17 protein-coding genes are annotated in these 20322 nt (G+C 60.9%); 7 read left to right on the forward strand and 10 right to left on the reverse strand.

Translation table 11 applies throughout. The features are described 5' to 3' along the window. Nucleotides 1-168: 168 nt before the first annotated feature. The gene (locus KO538_RS18785) at nt 169-1866 is read left to right on the forward strand and encodes a M1 family metallopeptidase (protein ID WP_219329294.1); all 1698 of its coding nucleotides are present in this window, start codon (nt 169-171) and stop codon (nt 1864-1866) included. 41 nt (nt 1867-1907) lie between these two features. On the opposite strand, the gene KO538_RS18790 is transcribed toward KO538_RS18785, so the two are convergent. The 6 genes from KO538_RS18790 to rpmH all read right to left on the reverse strand — a co-directional run bounded on the left by KO538_RS18790 (nt 1908) and on the right by rpmH (nt 6378). Then, a complete protein-coding gene (locus KO538_RS18790; protein ID WP_219329295.1) occupies nt 1908-2207 on the reverse strand; it encodes a hypothetical protein in 300 nt (99 codons plus the stop codon). 9 nt (nt 2208-2216) lie between these two features. Continuing rightward, entirely contained in the window at nt 2217-3596 is a 1380-nt protein-coding gene (gene mnmE, locus KO538_RS18795) for a tRNA uridine-5-carboxymethylaminomethyl(34) synthesis GTPase MnmE (RefSeq protein ID WP_128140537.1), read from the reverse strand. A gap of 184 nt (nt 3597-3780) precedes the next feature. Further along, nucleotides 3781-5514, reverse strand: a complete 1734-nt coding sequence (yidC, locus tag KO538_RS18800) for a membrane protein insertase YidC (protein WP_070301977.1) — start codon at nt 5512-5514, stop codon at nt 3781-3783. Nucleotides 5515-5525: 11 nt separating this feature from the next. Continuing rightward, nucleotides 5526-5786 (reverse strand): membrane protein insertion efficiency factor YidD, encoded by a 261-nt coding sequence (gene yidD / locus KO538_RS18805; RefSeq protein WP_034754335.1) that lies wholly within the window; start codon nt 5784-5786, stop codon nt 5526-5528. Next, nucleotides 5783-6220 carry a ribonuclease P protein component gene (rnpA, locus tag KO538_RS18810; protein WP_099403828.1) on the reverse strand — a complete coding sequence of 146 codons (438 nt, stop codon included), beginning with the start codon at nt 6218-6220 and terminating at the stop codon, nt 5783-5785. Before rnpA ends, yidD begins: the two co-directional genes overlap by 4 nt. Before the next feature lie 23 nt (nt 6221-6243). Continuing rightward, the gene (gene rpmH, locus KO538_RS18815; protein WP_010401996.1) at nt 6244-6378 is read right to left on the reverse strand and encodes a 50S ribosomal protein L34; all 135 of its coding nucleotides are present in this window, start codon (nt 6376-6378) and stop codon (nt 6244-6246) included. A gap of 513 nt (nt 6379-6891) precedes the next feature. Between rpmH and dnaA the strand changes: the two genes are divergently transcribed. The 4 genes from dnaA (at nt 6892) to KO538_RS18835 (ending at nt 13527) form a co-directional block, all read left to right on the forward strand. Then, the gene (gene dnaA, locus KO538_RS18820; RefSeq protein WP_034754339.1) at nt 6892-8286 is read left to right on the forward strand and encodes a chromosomal replication initiator protein DnaA; all 1395 of its coding nucleotides are present in this window, start codon (nt 6892-6894) and stop codon (nt 8284-8286) included. 150 nt (nt 8287-8436) lie between these two features. Then, complete coding sequence (dnaN, locus tag KO538_RS18825; protein WP_219329296.1) at nt 8437-9543, forward strand: DNA polymerase III subunit beta; 1107 nt, start codon at nt 8437-8439, stop codon at nt 9541-9543. Between the two features lie 153 nt (nt 9544-9696). After that, on the forward strand, nt 9697-12195 hold the full coding sequence (gene gyrB / locus KO538_RS18830) for a DNA topoisomerase (ATP-hydrolyzing) subunit B (protein ID WP_034754344.1): 2499 nt from the start codon (nt 9697-9699) through the stop codon (nt 12193-12195). Between the two features lie 270 nt (nt 12196-12465). Further along, nucleotides 12466-13527: a GGDEF domain-containing protein gene (locus tag KO538_RS18835; protein WP_219329297.1), complete on the forward strand. Its 1062-nt coding sequence runs from the start codon at nt 12466-12468 to the stop codon at nt 13525-13527. Here the strand turns inward: KO538_RS18835 and KO538_RS18840 are convergent. Beyond that, entirely contained in the window at nt 13506-13763 is a 258-nt protein-coding gene (locus tag KO538_RS18840; protein WP_219329298.1) for a hypothetical protein, read from the reverse strand. The two genes, KO538_RS18835 and KO538_RS18840, sit on opposite strands and share 22 nt — an antisense overlap. A gap of 165 nt (nt 13764-13928) precedes the next feature. Here KO538_RS18840 and KO538_RS18845 point away from each other — a divergent pair, with 165 nt between their 5' ends. Together KO538_RS18845 and KO538_RS18850 are read left to right on the forward strand one after the other, a co-directional pair. Further along, complete coding sequence (locus KO538_RS18845; protein WP_219329299.1) at nt 13929-14939, forward strand: hypothetical protein; 1011 nt, start codon at nt 13929-13931, stop codon at nt 14937-14939. A gap of 163 nt (nt 14940-15102) precedes the next feature. Next, on the forward strand, nt 15103-16254 hold the full coding sequence (locus KO538_RS18850) for an AI-2E family transporter (RefSeq protein ID WP_219329300.1): 1152 nt from the start codon (nt 15103-15105) through the stop codon (nt 16252-16254). A 1-nt stretch (nt 16255) separates the two neighbouring features. Here the strand turns inward: KO538_RS18850 and KO538_RS18855 are convergent, their stop codons facing one another. From KO538_RS18855 to KO538_RS18865, 3 genes are all read right to left on the reverse strand, one after another. Beyond that, the gene (locus tag KO538_RS18855; RefSeq protein ID WP_219329301.1) at nt 16256-17986 is read right to left on the reverse strand and encodes a methyl-accepting chemotaxis protein; all 1731 of its coding nucleotides are present in this window, start codon (nt 17984-17986) and stop codon (nt 16256-16258) included. Between the two features lie 401 nt (nt 17987-18387). Next, nucleotides 18388-19302, reverse strand: a complete 915-nt coding sequence (locus KO538_RS18860; protein ID WP_219329302.1) for a toxin-antitoxin system YwqK family antitoxin — start codon at nt 19300-19302, stop codon at nt 18388-18390. Between the two features lie 41 nt (nt 19303-19343). Next, on the reverse strand, nt 19344-20258 hold the full coding sequence (locus KO538_RS18865; protein ID WP_219329303.1) for a DMT family transporter: 915 nt from the start codon (nt 20256-20258) through the stop codon (nt 19344-19346). Nucleotides 20259-20322: the final 64 nt, after the last annotated feature.

Raw genomic sequence — 20322 nt, forward strand, 5'->3', positions numbered from 1 at the left:
TCCTAGCGGCACTTCAAGGCCGCTCAGCAAGATTACGTCAGCGTCGTTTGAAGCCCATGACATTTCTCAACCGGGGCCACGCTTGCACCATCGGCCCCTTGAAATTTCCAAACGACAACGTTGTCACTTCACACTACAATCAGTGTTTCGTTCACTTGCGCGCTTGCCATGAAACACATCCCCCTGCTGCTCTCCTGCCTGCTGCTCAGCGCCTGCGCCACGCGCGCGCCCACCGCCTACACCCTCAATTCAGGCGCCGAACGCACGCCGGAACAATTGGCGGTGGTGTTCGAACACGCCGACCTGACCCTGCGCATCGACCCTGCCAGCCGCAGCATTGCCGGCGATGCGCGCCTGACTTTCCTGGCCACGCAGCCGATCTCGCGTTTCGCGCTGGACCTGGACCGCAACCTGCCTGTCGACACCATCGAAATCGACGGCAAGGCGCTGCGGCCGCAAGACTATGCCAACCCGGACGGCCGCCTGAGCATGACCTTGCCTGCCACCCTCGCGGCAGGCGCGCGCACCACCATCCGCGTCGTCTACCACGGCGTGCCGCACGTCGCCGTGAAAGCGCCGTGGGATGGCGGCATGGTCTGGTCGAGCACGGCCGATGGCGCGCCGTGGATCGCCAGCGCCGTGCAAGGCGAGGGCTGCGACCTGTTCTGGCCGTGCATCGACCACCCGATGGGCAAGGCCCGGCTGATCGACCAGCACATCATCGTGCCGGCGCCGCTGGTCGCGGCCGGCAACGGCATCGCGCTCGGCATGGATGAGGCCGATGGCTGGCGCACCTGGCACTGGCGCGCCAAGCATCCGAGCACCTATGGCATCGCCCTCAATGTGGCGCCCTACCGCAGCATGCAGAGCGAGTATGTGAGCCGCTACGGCAACCGCATTCCCCTGCAATTCTGGTATCTGCCGGAAAGCGAGGCGAAGGCGGGCGCCCTGTTCGCGGAATTGCCGCCCATGCTCAACTTTTTTGAAAGCGTCATCGGCCCCTATCCGTTTGGCGATGAAAAAGTCGGTATCGCCGAAACCCCGCACAAGGGCATGGAACACCAGACCATCAATGCCTATGGCAACAAATTCGCCAAGACCAGCTACGGCTACGATGAATTGCTGCAGCATGAGTTTGCCCATGAATGGTTCGGCAACCAGCTAACCAACAGTAACTGGGACGACATGTGGCTGCACGAAGGCTTCGGCACGTATATGCAACCGCTGTACATGCAATATCTGCGGGGCGAGCAAGAGTATTTTGCTTCGCTGCAGCAAATGCGCGCCGGCATCGTCAACAAGGCGCCCATGGTCTCGGGCAAGCCGAAAAGCGAGGAAGAAGTGTATGACCTGAAAAAGGGCGGACCGGGCGGCGATATTTATGTGAAAGGGGCGCTGGTGCTGCACACCTTGCGCGGCCTGATCGGCGACGACGCCTTCTTCCGCGCCGTGCGCCTGCTCGTCTACGGCACGGAACAGCCGCAGCCGGGCCAGTTCCAGCCGCGCTATGGCAGCACGACGGAATTCATGGCCATCGTCAACAAAGTCACGGGCAGCAATTACGACTGGTTCTTCCAGATCTATCTGTACCAGGCGGCATTGCCCGAGCTGTCCGCCGTGCGCGACGGCGACACCTTGCGCCTGCTATGGAAGACGCCGGCCGACATCGCCTTTCCGATGCCGGTGGAAGTGCGTATCGGCAAAGAAATCCATACCGTTCCCATGTCGCTGGGTTTTGGCGAACTGCCCCTGCCGGCTGGCGCCACATACACGCTCGACCCGAACTCGCGCGTGCTGCGCCGCGCCGAGCATATCGAGACGTTCCAGAAGTTCAGGGAAAAGCAGGCGAAGGGGAAGAAGGGGTAACAAAACCTGGGGTCTGACCCCGGCCTTTTCACCGTTCGGACTTACTTCCGAAAGGTCCTGACCGCATCATTCGCATGCGCGTCGATTACTTTTTTGATCGCCGGCTGTCCCGCATACTTGGCGGACAGCCGCTTCCACTGCCGCTGCGCCTGGCCGCAAGCATCGTCCACGGCAGCGATGATCTCGCGCTGGCGCGCCTTGTCGTTGTCATCCCACTCGCCGGCAAAGTGCTCGCACATCTGGGCGTTCTCGACGAACCGCGCCACGTCCTGCGGCAACTTTTCCTGCGCGCCAACCAGCATGGGCAGGCAGCCGAAAATGAAAGCGAGCACAAGCTTCATCGAACCTCCTTATTTGCCAATGCAGAAACGGCTGAAGATCACGCCCAGCAGATCGTCAGGCGAAAACTCGCCCGTGATGCTCGACAATTGCACCTGCGCCAGGCGCAGCTCTTCCGCGAACAGGTCCAGCGACTGGTCGTCCTGCGCCGCATGCGCGGCGGCGATATCGAGATGCTTGCCGGCCGATTTCAAGGCGATCAGATGGCGTTCGCGCGCCAGGTACAGCGATTCGCCCGTCTGCTGCCAGCCGGCGATGCGCAGCAGCTCGGCGCGCAGCAAGTCGATGCCGATGTGCTCGTGCGCCGACAGATACACGTGAGTGGCGTCCGGCATGCTGTCGACGCCGGGTTTATGCCCGGACAGATCAATCTTGTTCCACACGCGCACCACGGGCACGCCTTCGGGGAAGGCGGCGACGATGGTTTCATCGGCCAGGGTCGGGCCGTGGTCAGCGTCCAGCAAGTGCAGGATCACGTCGGCCTTGCCGATCTCTCCCCAGGTGCGCTCGATGCCGATGCGCTCAACGGCGTCGATGGTGTCGCCCGCGCTGCGGATGCCGGCCGTGTCGATGATGTTGAGCGGAATGCCTTCGATCTGGATGGTTTCGCTGACCTTGTCGCGCGTGGTGCCGGCGATCGGCGTGACGATCGCCACGTCGGCGCCCGCCAGCGCGTTCAGCAGCGACGATTTACCCACGTTCGGCTGGCCGGCCAGCACGACATTGAGACCTTCGCGCAGCAGCGCGCCCTGCGCCGCCTGCGCAAACACTTTGTTCAACGCTTCGATCACGGCCTTCAATTGACCGCGCGCATTCGATTTTTCCAAGAAGTCGATTTCCTCTTCCGGGAAATCCAGGGTCGCTTCGACCAGCATGCGCAAGCCCGTCACCTGCTCCACCAGCGCATGTATCGTGTTCGAGAACGCGCCCGACAGCGATTGCGAAGCGGACTTGGCCGCCGCTTCCGTGGAAGCGTCGATCAGGTCGGCCACGGCTTCCGCTTGCGCCAGGTCCAGCTTGTCATTGAGAAAAGCGCGGCGCGTGAATTCGCCCGGTTCGGCCAGGCGCAAGCCGCTGTCCTTGCCCGCTTCCAGCACGCGCGCCAGCAGCAACTGCAGCACGATGGGGCCGCCGTGCCCCTGCAATTCCAGCACGTCTTCGCCCGTGTACGAATGCGGACCCTTGAAGTGGATGGCGATGCCCTGGTCGATGATGCTGCCATCGGCTTCCGTGAATGGCAGATAGGTGGCGTGGCGCGGTTTCAATTGCTGTGCGCCGAACAGGGCCGTCATTAAGGGAGCGAGGTTTTTGCCGGAGGCGCGTACCACGCCGATGCCGCCGCGACCGGGAGCGGTGGCAATGGCGGCGATAGGGGAAGAGTCGAGTTTCATGGGGATATTGTAATAGGTACGGCAAGGGAAGTGCAGCAACGTAGGTCGGCTTAGCGCGCAGCGTGTAAGCCGACGCAGCACACGCTGGCGCTAGTGTCGGATTACGCGTGGCCTTGCCACGCCAATCCGGCCTACAAGAATTAAAAAGCCCGCACTAGGCGGGCTTTCTGTTCGCTGGCCGGAATTACTTGGCGGCAGGCGCGTATTTCTTGGTGATCACCCATTGCTGGCCGATCGACAGGACGTTGTTGACGACCCAGTAGAGTACCAAGCCCGACGGGAAGAAGAAGAACATCACCGAGAATGCCAGTGGCATGAACAGCATCATCTTCGCTTGCATCGGATCGGCAGGAGCCGGGTTCAGCTTGGTCGTGATGTACATCGAGATCGCGTACAGCACTGGCAGGATGCACCATGGGTCATGCTGGGCCAGGTCGGTAATCCAGCCGATCCATGGCGCGCCGCGGATTTCCACGGACGCGTTCAGCACCCAGTACAGGGCGATAAAGACGGGCATCTGGATCAGGATCGGCAGGCAGCCGCCCAGCGGATTGATCTTTTCCGTCTTGTACAGCTCCATCGTGGCCTGGTTCATCTTTTGCGGATCGCCTTTGTAGCGCTCGCGAATCGCTTGCATCTTCGGCGTGACCAGTTTCATCTTGGCCATGCTGCGGTAGCCGGCGGCCGACAGCGGGAAGAACGCCAGCTTGATCAGGATCGTGAAGGCGATGATGGTCCAGCCCCAGTTGCCCAGCACGCTGTGGATCTGTTCCATGACCCAGAACATCGGCTTGGCGATGATGGTCAGCCAGCCGTAATCCTTGACCAGTTCCAGGCCAGGCGAGACCGGTTCGAGCAGGTGGGCGATTTGCGGACCCGAATACAGCTTGCTATCCATGCTGGCCGAGGCGCCTGGCGCCAGGGTAGGCAGTGGCAGCACGTTGCCGATGGCGTACAAGTTGGTGCCGACCTTCTTCGTGAAGATGTCGCGCTTGGCGTTTTCAGGCGGAACGAAAGCCGAGACGAAGAAGTGTTGCGAAATCGCAAACCAGCCGCCATTCGCCGTGGCCGGATGCAGGCCCTTCATGGCGTTGTCGTTGCCCTTCTTCTCGTCTTCCACTGCCGCTTTTTCGATTTTCTCGAACGTCAGCTTCTGGTACTTGTCTTGCGGCGTATACAGGGTCGGACCCGTGAAACTGCTGTTGAAGAAGGAGTCGCCGACCGGCTTGTTGCCGTCATGCGTCAGTTGCAGATACAGCTGCGGCGTCACGGGCGCTGCGCCCACGTTGGCCACGTCGTGGCGCACGTCGATGACGTAGTCGCCGCGCTTGAAGGTAAACGTCTTGGTCAGCTTGACGCCGCCTTCGACCGCTTCCATCACCAGTTGCACTTGCTTGCCGTCGCCGAGGGTGCGCACGCCAGGCTGTACGGTGAAACCGCTCGCGTGGGTGGGAAATGGACCGCCGACCAGGCCCGACTGCGCCAGATAGGTGCGGTTCGCGCCTTCGTCGAACAGCACTTCGTTTTGCTTGCCATCGTCAGGCTGGCACCATTTGAACAGGCCGAAGCAGCCGCCGAACCAGCCCGGATTGCCCGCGCCCTTGAACTTCAGCAATTCCAGACGCTTGACCTGGCCGCCCAGGGTGTCGATGTCGACCTTGATGACGTCGGTGGTGATGGTAATCACTTCGCGCTTGAACGCGGCGGGATCGGTCGCTTCGCCAGGCACGGCGGCTGCGCCGGCAGCCGCGGCAGCCAGGGCGTCCGTCTTGGCCGGGGTGACAGGCGCCTTGGCGGTTTGTTCCGTGTTCGCGGAGAACATCGACGGCTTGCCGTTCGAGATCATCCATTCGTTCCAGAGAATTACCAGCGAGACGGAAAACACGATCCACAGGATGGTACGTTTATTGATATCCATTAGGGTATTTGTCAGGAGTGGTTGCAACCGCAAGCGGTCGTTGAAGATTGTTTACCGTCGGCCGGCGGCACCGGGTCGACGCCCCCTTCATTCCAGGGGTGGCAACGGCACAGGCGCTTGGCAGCCAGCAGGCTGCCCTTGGCCGTACCGTGCACGCGCAGCGCTTCCATCGCGTAATGCGAACAGCTCGGATAGAAACGGCAATTCTGTCCCAGCATGGGGCTGATCAGCAACTGATAAGCGCGCAGCAGGAACAGCAGCAGGGTTTTCATGGCGCGGATGGTGGTGGCGCAGCAACAGAACGGGCCTGGGCGGCGATTTGCGCCGCGAACAGGCGGCTCAATTCTTCACGCAGCTCGGCTTTGAGCTTGGTCGTGGTGGCCGGGCCATCCTTGCTGTTGACGGCGCGCGACAAACGCACCACGCAGTCGACCGGCGGCATCGCGCTGTTGCGAAACAGCTCGCGCGTGACGCGCTTGATCGTGTTGCGGGTCGCCGCGCGCGGCGCGAAACGCTTCGCCACAACGACGCCCAGCCGCGCATGCGGCAATTGATTGTGTCGGGTGTACAGCACAAAATGCGCTGTTTTTTGCGAAGGGCGCAAACGAAAAACGGATGAAAATTCATCCGTTTTAACGATACGCCGAACGCGCGCGAAGTCGTGTGAACCTTCGCGTTGATTGCCGACTGGAGTACAGCTAGCCACGCGATCAGCTGTCAACGACAAGCCTAGACGGCCAGACGTTTGCGGCCCTTTGCGCGACGTGCGTTGAGCACATCACGGCCACCACGGGTAGCCATACGAGCGCGGAAGCCGTGCGTACGCTTGCGGCGAACGACGGAAGGTTGGTAAGTACGTTTCATGTTGGTCTCGCTAAAAACAAAAAAAATGCAAAATCGGGTCTGACGTCCCGTCAGTTTTTGGTGCCAATGACAATCGCGCACTTATGCCAAGGCACAAGCTGGCCAATCTCATCGCCCGCTTAATCCACGCTTAGTCCATATTGTCGTTCCAAATGAATAAACACGGAATACGGGCGGGGAACCCTGAATTATTCAGCATATGCCCCCCTCTTGTCAAGGATTGCCGTGATCGCCTGGAAATTTGCGCGCCGGCCCCCATCTGCTTGCAAGGCCCCGCCACAGGCCGCGCCAGCACTGCTTGTGACGGGATAACCGGGGGATAAGTCGCCTCTTATGCACATGGCGCCCCACCCCGCCACAGAAAAATAAGCGTCGTGCCTGTGGATAACTTTCTCAGTCGGGAGTAGAATAGCGCGTTACGTGTGGCGAGCCCTCGCGCGACGCCGGCCTTGCAACACGGTGAACGCAGGGCAGAATCGATACGCCCTCCCACACCTTTTCACATAGACATACATGGATAATTTCTGGCAGGCCTGTTCCGCGCAGTTGGAACTGGAGCTGACACCGCAACAATTCAGTGCGTGGATCAAACCGCTTATCCCTCTCGATTACGAAGAGGGCAAGCTGCGCATTGCTGCGCCCAATCGCTTCAAGCTCGATTGGGTCAAGACCCAGTTCGCCAGCCGCATCACTGCCCTGGCCATTCAGTACTTCGAAGCGCCGACGGAAGTGCAGTTCGTGCTCGACCCGCGCCTGGCCTTGCCGAAGAAGCCCGTTGCCGCCAGCACCCCGGCCAGCGATCCGAATGGCGGCGCGCCCAGCGCGCGCGCCGCGGAGCCGCAGCCCAGCGTGCCGGAACTGAGCATCGGCGCGGCGCCGCGCCGCGAGCAGAGCCGCATCAACACCGACCTGACCTTCGACAGCTTCGTGACAGGCAAGGCCAACCAATTGGCACGCGCCGCCGCCATCCAGGTGGCGAACAATCCGGGCGTGTCGTATAACCCGCTGTTCTTCTACGGCGGCGTCGGCCTGGGTAAAACCCACTTGATCCACGCGATCGGCAACCAGGTGATGGCCGACAATCCGGGCGCAAAAATTCGCTACATCCACGCGGAACAGTACGTTCGCGACGTAGTGACCGCTTACCAGCGCAAGGGTTTCGACGATTTCAAGCACTACTATCACTCGCTCGATATGCTGCTGATCGATGATATCCAGTTCTTTGGCGGCAAGAGCCGCACGCAGGAAGAGTTCTTCTATGCGTTCGAGGCATTAATTGCCGCAAAGAAACAGATCATCATCACCTCGGATACGTATCCGAAGGAAATCACGGGCATGGACGACCGGTTGATCTCGCGCTTCGACTCGGGCCTGACGGTGGCCATCGAACCGCCGGAACTGGAAATGCGCGTGGCGATTCTGTTGAAAAAAGCCAAGCAGGAAGGCGTGACCTTCTCCGACGACGTGGCCTTCTTTGTCGCCAAGCACTTGCGCTCGAACGTGCGCGAGCTCGAAGGCGCGCTGCGCAAGATCCTCGCGTACTCGCGATTCCATGGCAAAGACATCACCATCGATATCGTCAAGGAAGCCCTGAAGGACTTGCTGTCGGTGCAGAACCGCCAGATTTCCGTGGAAAACATCCAGAAAACGGTGGCCGACTTCTTCAATATCAAGGTTGCCGACATGTATTCGAAACGCCGCCCCGCGAATATCGCCCGGCCGCGCCAGATCGCCATGTACCTGGCCAAGGAATTGACACAGAAGAGCCTGCCGGAGATCGGCGAGCTGTTCGGCGGCCGCGACCACACCACGGTGCTGCATGCCGTGCGCAAGATCGCGCTGGACCGCACCAAGAATCCGGAATGCAACCATGAATTGCATGTGCTGGAGCAAACATTAAAAGGCTAAGCGCCGCTTGAGCAAGACTGGCTCAAAACGTGCTTTACCCTTATCATCTGGGAGGGCACCGCAGCCGGTCTGTCGGGGCTCCCTATGGCAAGAATTGTTAAATTAATACGTTAAACGTCGTACTGTTCAACCTATACATTGAGGATAAATATGCAATTGGTCAAAACCACCCGAGATACCCTTCTCCGGCCACTGCAGATCGTGAGCGGTATTGTCGAGCGTCGGCACACTATGCCGATTCTGGCCAATATCCTCATCCGCAAAGACGGTGAAAATGTCTCCTTCCTGTCGACCGACACCGAAGTGCAGATCACCACGCACGCGGAAATCGGCTCCGGCGCGGACGTCACCGGCACCACCGTGGCCGCGCGCAAGCTGCTGGACATCCTGCGCGCCCTGCCCGAATCGGGCGACGTCACGATGACCCTGCTGAACAAACGCCTGACCGTGCAAACGGGCAAGTCGCGTTTCGCCCTGCAAACCCTGGCGGCGGAAGAGTTCCCAACCGTGCAACAGGCGGAAAGCTACAACGCGTCCGTCACCCTGCCCCAGAAAACGCTGAAACACCTGTTCAACATGGTGCATTTCTCAATGGCGCAGCAAGACATCCGCTACTACCTGAACGGCTTGCTGCTGGTTCTGGATGGCAATAATGTGATCGCCGTGGCCACCGACGGCCACCGTCTGGCGTTTTGCCAGGTCGCCACCGAGCAGACGTTCGCGCGCCAGGAAGTGATTATTCCGCGCAAGACCATCATCGAACTGCAGCGTCTGCTGGAAGAGAACGATGAGCCGGTCCAGCTGGACATCGCCGCCAATCAGGTGAAACTGACCTTTGCCGACATCGAGCTGATCTCGAAGCTGGTGGAAGGCAAGTTCCCCGACTACACGCGCGTAATTCCAAAAGGCTACAAAAACGGCTTCACCATCGGCCGCGATGAACTGCTGCGCTCGCTGCAACGTGCCGCCATCATGACCAGCGACAAGTTCAAGGGCGTGCGCTGCATCATCACCCCGGGCAGCATGAAGATCAGCTCGACCAATGCGGACCAGGAAGAAGCCGTCGAAGAGCTGGAAATCGACTACGGCGGCGACTCCGTCGACATCGGCTTCAACGTGACGTATCTGCTGGACGTGCTGAACAACCTGAAATGCGAATACGTCAACATCGCGCTCGGTGATTCGAACTCGTCCGCCCTGATCTCCATCCCCGACAATGCCGACTTCAAGTATGTCGTCATGCCGATGCGCATCTAAAGACCACAGCAGTGACGTAGGTCGGATTAGCGCAGCGTAATCCGACATGCTGAATCGCCGCCCGTCGGGTTACGCCGTTCCGGCTAACCCGACCTACGGTCATCAGCCAGCAGCCCCGAATCAATCAGCAATCGTTATTTGAGAAAGCAGTCCATGTCCGAGAATCCACAAGACACCCCGATCCAGGCCAAAACGGAAGAATACGGCGCCGCCTCCATCCAGATCCTGGAAGGCCTGGAAGCCGTACGCAAACGCCCGGGTATGTACATTGGCGACACCTCGGACGGCACCGGCTTGCACCATCTGGTATTCGAAGTGCTGGACAACTCCATCGATGAATCGCTGGCCGGCCACTGCACGGAAATCCACGTCACCATCCACAGCGACAATTCGATCTCGATCACCGACAATGGCCGCGGCGTGCCGACCGGCCTGAAAATGGACGACAAGCACGATCCGAAGCGTTCGGCGGCGGAAATCGTCATGACCGAATTGCATGCGGGCGGCAAGTTCGACCAGAACTCGTATAAAGTCTCGGGCGGTTTGCACGGCGTGGGCGTGTCCTGCGTGAATGGCCTGTCGAAACTGCTGAAACTGACCATCCGCCGCGATGGCAAAGTGCATCACATGGAATTCGTGCGCGGCGTGCCGCAAGACCGCCAGATCGTCATGGTCGGCGACATCGCCACCTCCCCGATCCGTGTCATCGGCGAAACGGACAAGCGCGGCACCGACGTGCATTTCTGGGCTGACGAAGAGATTTTCACGCACGTGGAATTCCACTACGAAATCCTGGCCAAGCGCATCCGCGAACTGTCCTTCCTGAACAATGGCGTCAACATCAAGTTGTCCGACCAGCGCACGGGCAAGGAAGAAGTGTTTGCCTTCGAAGGCGGCACGCGCGGCTTCGTCGAGTACATCAACAAGGCCAAGTCGGTCTTGCACCCGACCATTTTCCAGGCCACGGGCGAGCGCATGTCGGACCAGAACACGAACATCTCGGTCGACGTGTCGATGCAGTGGAACGATGCCTACAATGAACAGGTGCTGTGCTTCACGAATAACATCCCGCAACGCGACGGCGGCACCCATTTGACGGGCCTGCGCGCGGCGATGACGCGCGTCATCAACAAATACATCGATGAACACGAGTTCGCAAAAAAGGCGAAAGTGGAAATCAACGGCGACGACATGCGCGAAGGCCTGACCTGCGTGCTGTCGGTCAAAGTGCCGGAGCCGAAATTCTCGTCGCAGACGAAAGACAAGCTGGTATCGAGCGAAGTGCGCGGCCCGGTCGAAGAAATCGTCGCCAAGACCCTGGCAGATTACCTGCAAGAAAAACCAAACGACGCCAAGATCATTTGCGGCAAGATCGTCGAAGCGGCACGTGCGCGCGAAGCGGCACGCAAGGCCCGCGACCTGACCCGCCGCAAAGGCATCATGGACGGCCTGGGCCTGTCGGCCAAGCTGGCCGACTGCCAGGAAAAAGACCCCGCCCTGTGCGAACTGTACATCGTCGAGGGTGACTCGGCAGGTGGCTCGGCAAAACAGGGGCGCGACCGCAAGTTCCAGGCGATTTTGCCGCTGCGCGGTAAAGTGCTGAACGTGGAAAAAGCCCGTTTCGAAAAAATGCTGTCGTCGGAGCAGATCACCACCCTGATCGCCACGCTCGGCACCTCGATCGGACCGGACGAATTCAACGTCGAGAAACTGCGCTACCACCGCATCATCATCATGACCGATGCGGACGTCGACGGCGCCCACATCCGTACCCTGCTGCTGACCCTGTTCTACCGCCAGATGCCGCAACTGGTCGAGCGCGGCCACATCTACATCGCGCAACCGCCGCTGTACAAAGTGAAAGCCGGCCGCGACGAGCGCTATCTGAAAGATGATGCCGAAGAAGCGAGCTACATGATGACCGTGGCGCTGAACACGGCCGTGCTGGTGCCGCGCGAAGGCGCGGAAGGCATTTCCGGCGAGACACTGACGGAACTGGTGCGCAAGTTCAACCTGTCGAACACCATCATGACGCGTCTGACACGCGTCATCGACCGCGCCGCCCTGACGGCCATCATGACGGGCGTACAGCTGGACCTGTCGACCCTGGACCTGGCGGAAACCTCCGCCCTGGCCCTGCAGACGGCCATCAATGACAGCGCCGTGCGCGTGCATGTGCGTTCCGATGATTTGTCGGAAAAGCACAAGCTGCACATCGAGCGCATGTACCACGGCAACGTCAAAGTCACCGCCATCGACGCAGACTTCGTGCAAGGCCCGGACTACGCCGTACTGAGCAGCGGCGCCGCCACCTTCGAAGGCTTGATTGGCGAAGGCGCGTTTGTCCGCCGCGGCGAAGGCGAGCGCATGAAGGAAATCGCCGTGGTCGACTTCCACCAGGCCATGCAATGGCTGCGCGACGAAGCCGAACGCACGGTTTCGAAACAGCGCTACAAAGGTCTGGGCGAAATGAACCCGGATCAACTGTGGGAAACGACGATGGACCCAACCGTGCGCCGCTTGTTGAAAGTGCAGATCGAAGACGCGATTGCCGCGGATCAAATCTTCACGACGCTGATGGGCGATGACGTGGAACCGCGCCGCGCGTTCATCGAAAACAATGCGCTGCGCGCGGGCAATATTGACGTTTAAGACATAACAGCAACGAGATGTTGCCATGGCGGCCCTCTTGTAGGGCCGCTTCCTTTTTCAACGTCCAGACCGTGCCCTTCGGGGATGCAGCGATCACGCTCACAGTACCTGTATCCATACCGCCGCATTTCCACGCTCTCCGTGCCCACTCCCCCCAAGAAACCAGTACACTAGTTCCTGAGCGCAACTAATTTTGTACGCGCGCCATGCCGCCTGCCGTTGCGGGAGGCGTCCCTGCCGCAAGGCCTGTTGTCTGCCTGGACGAATGGAATGTTCACTTCGCGCAGCCTGTCTCCTGCCTTCTATTACCTGTTCTTTTCAGGAGAACGGGAGCAGCAGCAGCGCTTTTTCAAGGAACTGCATTTCATTTCGATAGCCATCCTGACGTTTGGCCTGGCTTGCTGGCTGGTCACGTTCAGCCTGACCTTGCCGCGCGCTACGTTCGATCATGCGCAGGCGGCGCTGGGCGTGACGGGCATGCTGGGCGGGCTGCTGCTGACCGTGTATGCGAAGTCCTTGCAGGCAATTATCGCCAGCGGCACCATCAGTGTGCTGTTCATCGCGTTCGGCTTTCGCGTGCTGATGCTGAGCACGGAAGACCCTGCTTTCTGGGTGTTACCGCTGGGGGTGATGATCACCCTGACGACGGCGCCCATCTTCAGCGGCATCGCGTATTACCTCGGTGTATCCCTGTGCGTGTGGGCCATGCTGGGACTGGGGCAATTTCCCGTGCATGCGGGCCAGGCTGACCAGCATTGGCCCGTGCTGGCCGTCACCATCAGCGTCATCATCGGCCTGGCGCTGAATATCTATTTTCTCGTCCTGCGCATCCATAACTACCGTGCCCAGCGCGAGCTGGCGACGATGGCTTACAAAGATGGCTTGACCGGGCTCAACAATCGCCGCATGTTCACGCAGGGCGCCCGCACCCTGCAGCGCACGGCGCGCACGCCCGCCTATTTCCTGATGATCGACATCGACGACTTCAAGCAGATCAACGATGTGTACGGCCATGACGTGGGCGATGAAGTACTGAAAAAAATCGCCGACGTGATCGCCAAACTGTCTGGCGAGCACCTGTGCGGGCGCCTCGGTGGCGAGGAGTTTGCCGTCATTTACCTGGGCGAAAAAAACGCGGCCTGCGCCTTTGCCGCGCAGCTGGTCGACAGCGTCGAGGCGGCCTTCGTGCCGGAACGCAAGGTGTCCGTCAGCATCGGCGTCGCAGAGCTGCTCAAGGAAGCGGACTTGTCGCACAGCTACCGGCGCGCCGATGAATCCTTGTACCAGGCCAAGAAAAGCGGCAAGAACCGCTACGTGCTGAACGCCGCCTGAACACCGCTGTCCGAAGTCGCGTCGAGCAGCGCCAGCAAGGCTTGCGGAGAAATCTTCCAGGGATCGCGCTGCGCGGGGTCCACCTCGTACCAGCTGTCCTGGGCGCCGATCTGGAGGATGGTCAAGGGAATGTCCTTGCTCTCGAAGAATGCCAGCATGCGGCGGATCAAACGGCTCACCTTGGCGTGGTCTTCTCGGTACAACGAACTGGTATAGAAGCAGCCCTTCTCTCCCATGCGCAATTTCCTGGCCGCGCCGACACACGAGATCTGGGCCATGGCAAGCGGGACAGTGATTCAATAGCCAAGCTTGGCAGAAAGGGATTTATTCCTGAAATGCTAAGATCGCGGCCCGCGCATGCCGGCAACCGGTCCGGCATGGCGTCTCGACAAGGATGGCCATTGAACACCCCAGGAAAAATCACTCTACGCATGCTGTCGCTGTGCGCCGCGCTGTGCCTGCCGCTTTCCAGCATGGCACAAGCCATTTCTGCCGAAGATGCCGCCTTCGTGGCCGCCACCGTGCTCGTGCCATCGCCGCCACTGCGCCTGAGTGCGCATCCGGAGATCCGCGCCGACATCTTCAAGCTGCTCGGCTATGCGCGCGGCAGCTATACGCAGGGCAACACCCTGATCGCGCGCCAGGTGCTCGACAGCATGTATTCACTCGACGACATCACGCGCACCATGCTGCCCGACGGGCGTTCCGTGCTGGCCTCCATCGATGCCGGCACGCACGGTGCACGGCGCGCCGCCATGCTGTTCGATCCGCAACGCAAGCTGTTGGCGCTGGGCCTGGTCAACAGCCATTGCCAGGCCGCCATCGGCGACGCCGCCCCCGCCTGTCTGCCATCCACGCATGCCGTGCTGACGGTGTTCCTGCCACCGGGCGCGGAGGATGAGATGGCCGCACCGCTGCTCGTGTGGGCACGGCAGTTGCCGACCACACTGGCACAGGCTGCGCCGGAACAGCGGCAAAGCATTGCTGCGGTGGAATACATCACGACCCGCCCCGGCCAGCCCGGCTGGGAACAGCGCGACGTGCCGCCCGGCTTTCCCGCCAGCCTGCTGCACCTGCTGCTGCCGAATGCGGAATTGAACAGCAGCTCCAGCGGCGGCAAGATCGTCACACCGGCGGGCCTGGCCGGTTTGCCCATGAGCACGCCGACGGAAGCGGCCGAGGCCGGCGACGAGCCCATGCCCGATGCTGACATCACCTTGCGCAGCTATGCCGATTTCCACTGGGTGCTCAACACCTACGCCAAACTGGCCAAGGGCGCCCAAGTAAAGGGCCATGACGACAAGGTGGTGTTTACGGGCAACGATGCGAGCGGCCGCTATACGGTGACCTTGCGCGAACCAAACAAGGACGATGGCGTGCTCATCACCGTGGCCAGCTGGCGGGAAAAATAAGGTAGGCGCATAGGGAAAGCATTGCCATTACGCACAAGAACATGGCATTTTGGCATTTTGCGGTATGATTTCCGGCCGTGCGGCGCGGCCCTGTCCCTGCCTTGCCCACCCTGCCTTTCAAGCCAGTCACGCTTGCGTCGCATCCTGCCCCTAAGGAATTCATATGTTCGGTTTTAACTTGCGCGTTGCCAAGATGGTGTGGACGGCTTTCCTCATCGCCTTCCTGCTGTTTCTCACCTACAAGGTTTCGTCGACCCTGATCGTTGTGGTCTTTGCCATTTTCTTCAGCTATCTCGTGTATCCGCTGATCGGCCTGCTCGAACGCCATGGCCCGAAACGCTTGCCGCGCACGGCCGCCATCGGCATCGTCTTCCTCGTGGTGATCTTGCTGGTGGCGATACTGGGCTCCATCTTCGGCGCGCGCATCGAGGAAGAAGCGATCAAGCTCAGCGATCAATTGCCGACCCTGCTCAAGGGCAATAACTTTGCCGAGCGCATCCCGTTGCCGGAATTCATGGAGCCGTTGCGTGCGCGCCTGCTGTCGTTCATGCAGTCGCAGCTGAGCAGCGGTACGGGACAAGCGATGCCGCTGGCGAAAGAACTGGGCTTGACCGTCATGCATGCGGCCAGCAACCTGATCTATCTGGTGCTGGTGCCCGTGCTGAGCTTTTTGCTGATCAAGGAAGGGCCGGACATGCGCGACGGCTTGCTGTCCCTGCTGAACCGCCCGAACAAGAAACTCTGGGGCGCCATCATCGATGACCTCGACATCTTGCTGTCGCGCTATGTGCGCGCCCTGCTGCTGTTGTCGATCGCCACGTTTGTGTCCTACAGCATCGCCTTTTCGCTGATGGGCGTGCCGTACAGCCTGCTGTTGGCCGGTGCTGCCGCCTTGCTGGAATTCATCCCGTTTGCCGGCCCGTTGGCGGCGGCCGTCATCGCCGTGGTCGTGGCCGGTTTCAGCGGCTTCGAGCACGTGTTCTGGCTGATCGGCTTTATCGCCGCCTACCGTTTGTTCCAGGATTACGTGGTCAACCCGTACTTGATGAGCGAAGGCGTGGAAGTGAGTCCGCTGATGGTGATCGTCGGCCTGCTGGCCGGCGACCAATTGGGTGGCGTGGTCGGCATCTTCCTGTCCGTGCCCGTGATGGCGGCCATCAAGATCGTCTTCGTGCGCGCGCGTGCAGCCTTGCAGGCGCGCCACGATGCACTGGAGAAAGCGGAACAGGCCGCGGAAGAAGCGCGCGCCCAGGCCCTGGCCGAGGCGGCGCTGCTGCAGGAACAGGGCAGCAAGGCCACCCTGCCGGCGCAGTAATTTAGAACTCTTCCCACTCGCCGCTATTGTCGGCGGCAGGCTTGGCGGAACGCGGTTTTGCGGCAGCGACAGGTGCTGCCGCGGCGCGGGTTGGCGCCAGACGCAGCGCCGGGCGTTTCAAGGCCGTGCTGGCGGCGGCCACGACAGGCTTGCGCAAGGCAGGCTTGGCGGCAGGACCGCTATGGTTGGCATCGAGCTTGAAGATGCTGACCATTTCGGCCAGCGCCGCCGCCTGTTCCTGCATGGCTTCCGAGGCAGCCGCCGCTTCTTCCACCAGGGCCGCATTCTGTTGCGTCACGGTATCCATTTCTGCCACGGCCTGGTTGATCTGGCCGATGCCCAGTTCCTGCTCGCGGCCGGCGGCGCTGATTTCGCCCATGATGTCCGTCACGCGGCGGATGCTGGCCACGATCTCGTCCATCGTCGTGCCCGTCTGGCTGACCAGTTCGCTACCGGCGCCCACGTTCTGCACCGACGCTTCGATCAGCAGCTTGATGTCCTTGGCGGCGCTGGCCGAGCGGTGCGCCAGGTTGCGCACTTCGGTGGCGACGACGGCAAAGCCGCGGCCTTGTTCGCCCGCGCGCGCCGCTTCCACGGCTGCATTCAAGGCCAGGATGTTCGTCTGGAAGGCGATGCCGTCGATCACGCCGATGATGTCGGCGATCTTTTTCGACGATTCGCTGATGGTGCCCATGGTATCGACCACTTGCGCCACCAATGCGCCGCCTTTTACCGCCACGTCCGAGGCCGACACGGCCAGCTGGTTCGCCTGGCGTGCATTGTCGGAATTCTGCTTGACGGTCGAGGTCAGCTCTTCCAGCGACGAGGCCGTTTCTTCCAGGCTCGATGCTTGCTGCTCCGTACGGCTGGACAGGTCCAGGTTGCCCGAAGCGATTTCATTGCTGGCCGTGGCGATGGCGCCGCTGCCGTCGCGCACGCCGCGCACGGTGGTCGACAGGCGTTCCTGCATCTTCTGCAAGCCCGTCAGCAAGGCGCCCATCTCGTCGTTGCGTGTGATGACGATGTCATTGGCCAGATTGCCGTCGGAAATGGCGCCGAAATGGCGCAGCGCCTGGTCCAGCGGGCCGAAGATGGCGCGCAGCAGCAAGATGCTGGAAATAATCGTCAGCAATGCACCCACCAGCACGCCGCCGATGGCCATGGCCAACTGGGTGCGATAGCTGGACTGGCTTTCCGCATACATGCGGGCGGCCGAAGTGGCCTGGTACTGCGTCAATGTTTCAGCGGCTTGGTCCAGGCTGCGGTACAGCGGCGTCAGTCCCGTCATCATCAAACCGTCCGCTTGTGTGACATTGCCTTCACGCAAAGCCTTGCTCATGACCAGCAAGCCGTTGCTCATGTAATCGCTGCGCTTCTTGTCCATGTCGTCGGACAGGCGCTTTTCATCCGCGCTTTGCGGCAAGGCCAAATACACCTTCCAGGACTTGTTCGACGCTTCCATGAATTGTTCGGCACGGGCCAGGATATCCTTGGCGTCGGCTGCATCGGGATGCACCATCACGCGGTCCATTGTGAACCGGGCGCGGCCCAGCAGAATCTGCGATTCGCCGATCGCTTGCGTCGATGCCAGCTGATTGCTGTAGACCTCGTTGAGGCTGTTGTTGGCCGATTTCAGGCTGATGATACTCATGACGCCGAGCACGGCGATCAGCAAGCCCAGCACACTCATGGTGGCAATCAGGCGCATCTTTATTGTTATGTTCGACAGCATGCAATTTTCCTTGGTAGGGGCGCAACCATGCCTGCGCCCGCCAAACGGGATAGCAGCAAACGCCTGATGGGCGGGTCACGTGAATTGTTCAGGACAGATCGATACGGCGTGTGCGGCGGCAGGGGGGAAGGCGGCCCGCGCATATCGTCAGGAGTGCAAGACAGGGCAACGAGGTCGAGGTTTCCTGTACTTTTATTTCCTGACTGCAAGATACAGGGAAAGATTACTAGTAGCAACATCCAGCATGGATTTTCACGCTTTGTAACAAGTAGATGATGTTTTTTGCGCAGAACTGGCATTCCGCAATCGTGCGCGGTCGCGTGGGAATGCCAGTTATGTTAATAGACGGTTTCTGCAATCGAGCATGCTCAGCATTTGCCAGCCACCGTCCGGCGTCGCCTTTACGGCCCCTGTTTCACGTCATCGACATACATGCCGCCACCGCCAGGTTCCACCCACTGGCCCTGCTTCTTGCCGTTGACATAGTTGCCCTGCCATTGCACCACGCCGTCGATGCGCCGTTCGCTGGGGCCGTTCAAGCGGTCTTTCACAAACGTGTCGTAGCCGGTGAAACTGTGCATGTCCACTTCGCGCCATTCGTCCACGCCCGGGCTCACTTCCCAGCGGCCTGTGCGCTGGCCACGCTGCATCATGCCCGTCGTCGTTTCATCGCCGCTTTCATACGTCCACGGCCCTTCGGCCTTGTCATCGACAAAGGCGCCAAACGAGCGGATGGTGTTCGGCTCCTCGTAGTGCCACTGCCCCGTGCGCTTGCCCTGTGCATACTGGCCACGGGCATACACGCTGCCCACGCAGCAACTCACGTTGTACTCGATGAATAGCCCGTCCTGGCTGGCGGCAAAGCGCTGCGGCTGCGTTTCCCATGTGATCCACTTGATGTGATAGCTGGGTGCGCGGTTCCCTTTCCGGCCCTTGCCAAGCAGATACGTGACCGTGAGGAAATGGCCATCCTTTTCCACGAAGGTTTTTTTATAGGCAAACGCCGGCGCATCGGCCGGCTTGCCGGGCAATAAATCGCCATCGATATTGAAATAGCCGACCAGCTTGCCATGGCCATGCTCGATGGCGTCGAACTCGGCCACACCCGTGGGTGCGTAGGCTATGCTGTCGTCGATCTGCGGCACATGGGCCAGCGCCGTGCGCACCTGCGCCTCGTCCATGGTTTTCGCGCCGCGCTCGACGGTGCTGGTGGTGGCCATCGGTTTACCGTCGTAGAACCGCGCCGCCTGCGCTGGCGCCAGAGTGCCCAGCGCCAGCAGCGCCGCCATCGTGCTCATCCAAAATGTTTGCCGCATGCCCACTCCACTGCCTGAAAACCGCCATTATGCATGGCCGTTCAGGCAAGACCGGACACGCGAGGACGCCGGCCGAACAGGGGCCGCTGCACCGTCTGCGCCAACAGCACGCCCAGCAGCGAGATGCCGCCGCCGACCAAGTGGTACACATGCATGCTTTCGTGCAGCCAGACGATGGCCAGCAGGGCCGTCAGCAGGGGCAGCAGGTTGACGTAGATGCTGCAGCGGTTCGGCCCCAGCAGTTTGACGCCTTCGATCCACAGGTAGGACAGCACGATGGACGAGCCAATGCCCGCATAGCCGATCAGGGGCAAGGTGGTGGCGTCCAGCCTGGCGCTGCCGGGCGGCAAGAGCAGGAAGAACGGCAGCATGCACGCCAGGGCCGCCAGCGCCTGGCAATAAATGGCTTGCCAGGCGGGAACGGACAACCGCCAGCGGCGCAGCAGCACGCCGTACAGGGCGAAGCTCAGGGAAGCGAGCAGCATCAGCGCATCGCCCGCATGCACGCCTTGCTGCAGCAAGGCCAGCACGTCGCCGCGCCCCACCAGATACAGCAAGCCGCCAAACGACAGCACGCCGCCGGCCGCCATGCCGACCGTCAGACGCTCGCCCAACAGCAGCACGCTGAGCAGGGCCGTCATCAGGGGCGCCAGCGCCGTGACGATGGCCATATTCGTCGCCGTGGTGCTTTCCGCAGCCCGGTAGGACAAACTCTGGAACAGGGCCATCGACATCAGGCCGCACAGGGCCAGCTGCCACCAGTGACGGCGGATGGCGGCGCGGTTGCGCCACAGGGGGCGGACGATAAACGGTGTCATCACGAGCAAAACCAGCACCAGGCGGTAAAAAGTGATGGCCGTGGGGGCGATGCTGGACGCGGCCAGCTTGGACACGACGACGTTGCCGGCCCACAGCAACATGGCCAGAAACGGATACAGATAGGCGCGCACAGGCATGCGAAACTCCGGGAATAGTTACGGGAAACCATCATGCCGCAGGCGCGTCGCGCTTTCTCGCGCT

The organism is Janthinobacterium sp. NKUCC08_JDC (assembly GCF_019345575.1).
Classification (GTDB): Bacteria; Pseudomonadota; Gammaproteobacteria; order Burkholderiales; family Burkholderiaceae_D; genus Janthinobacterium; species Janthinobacterium aestuarii.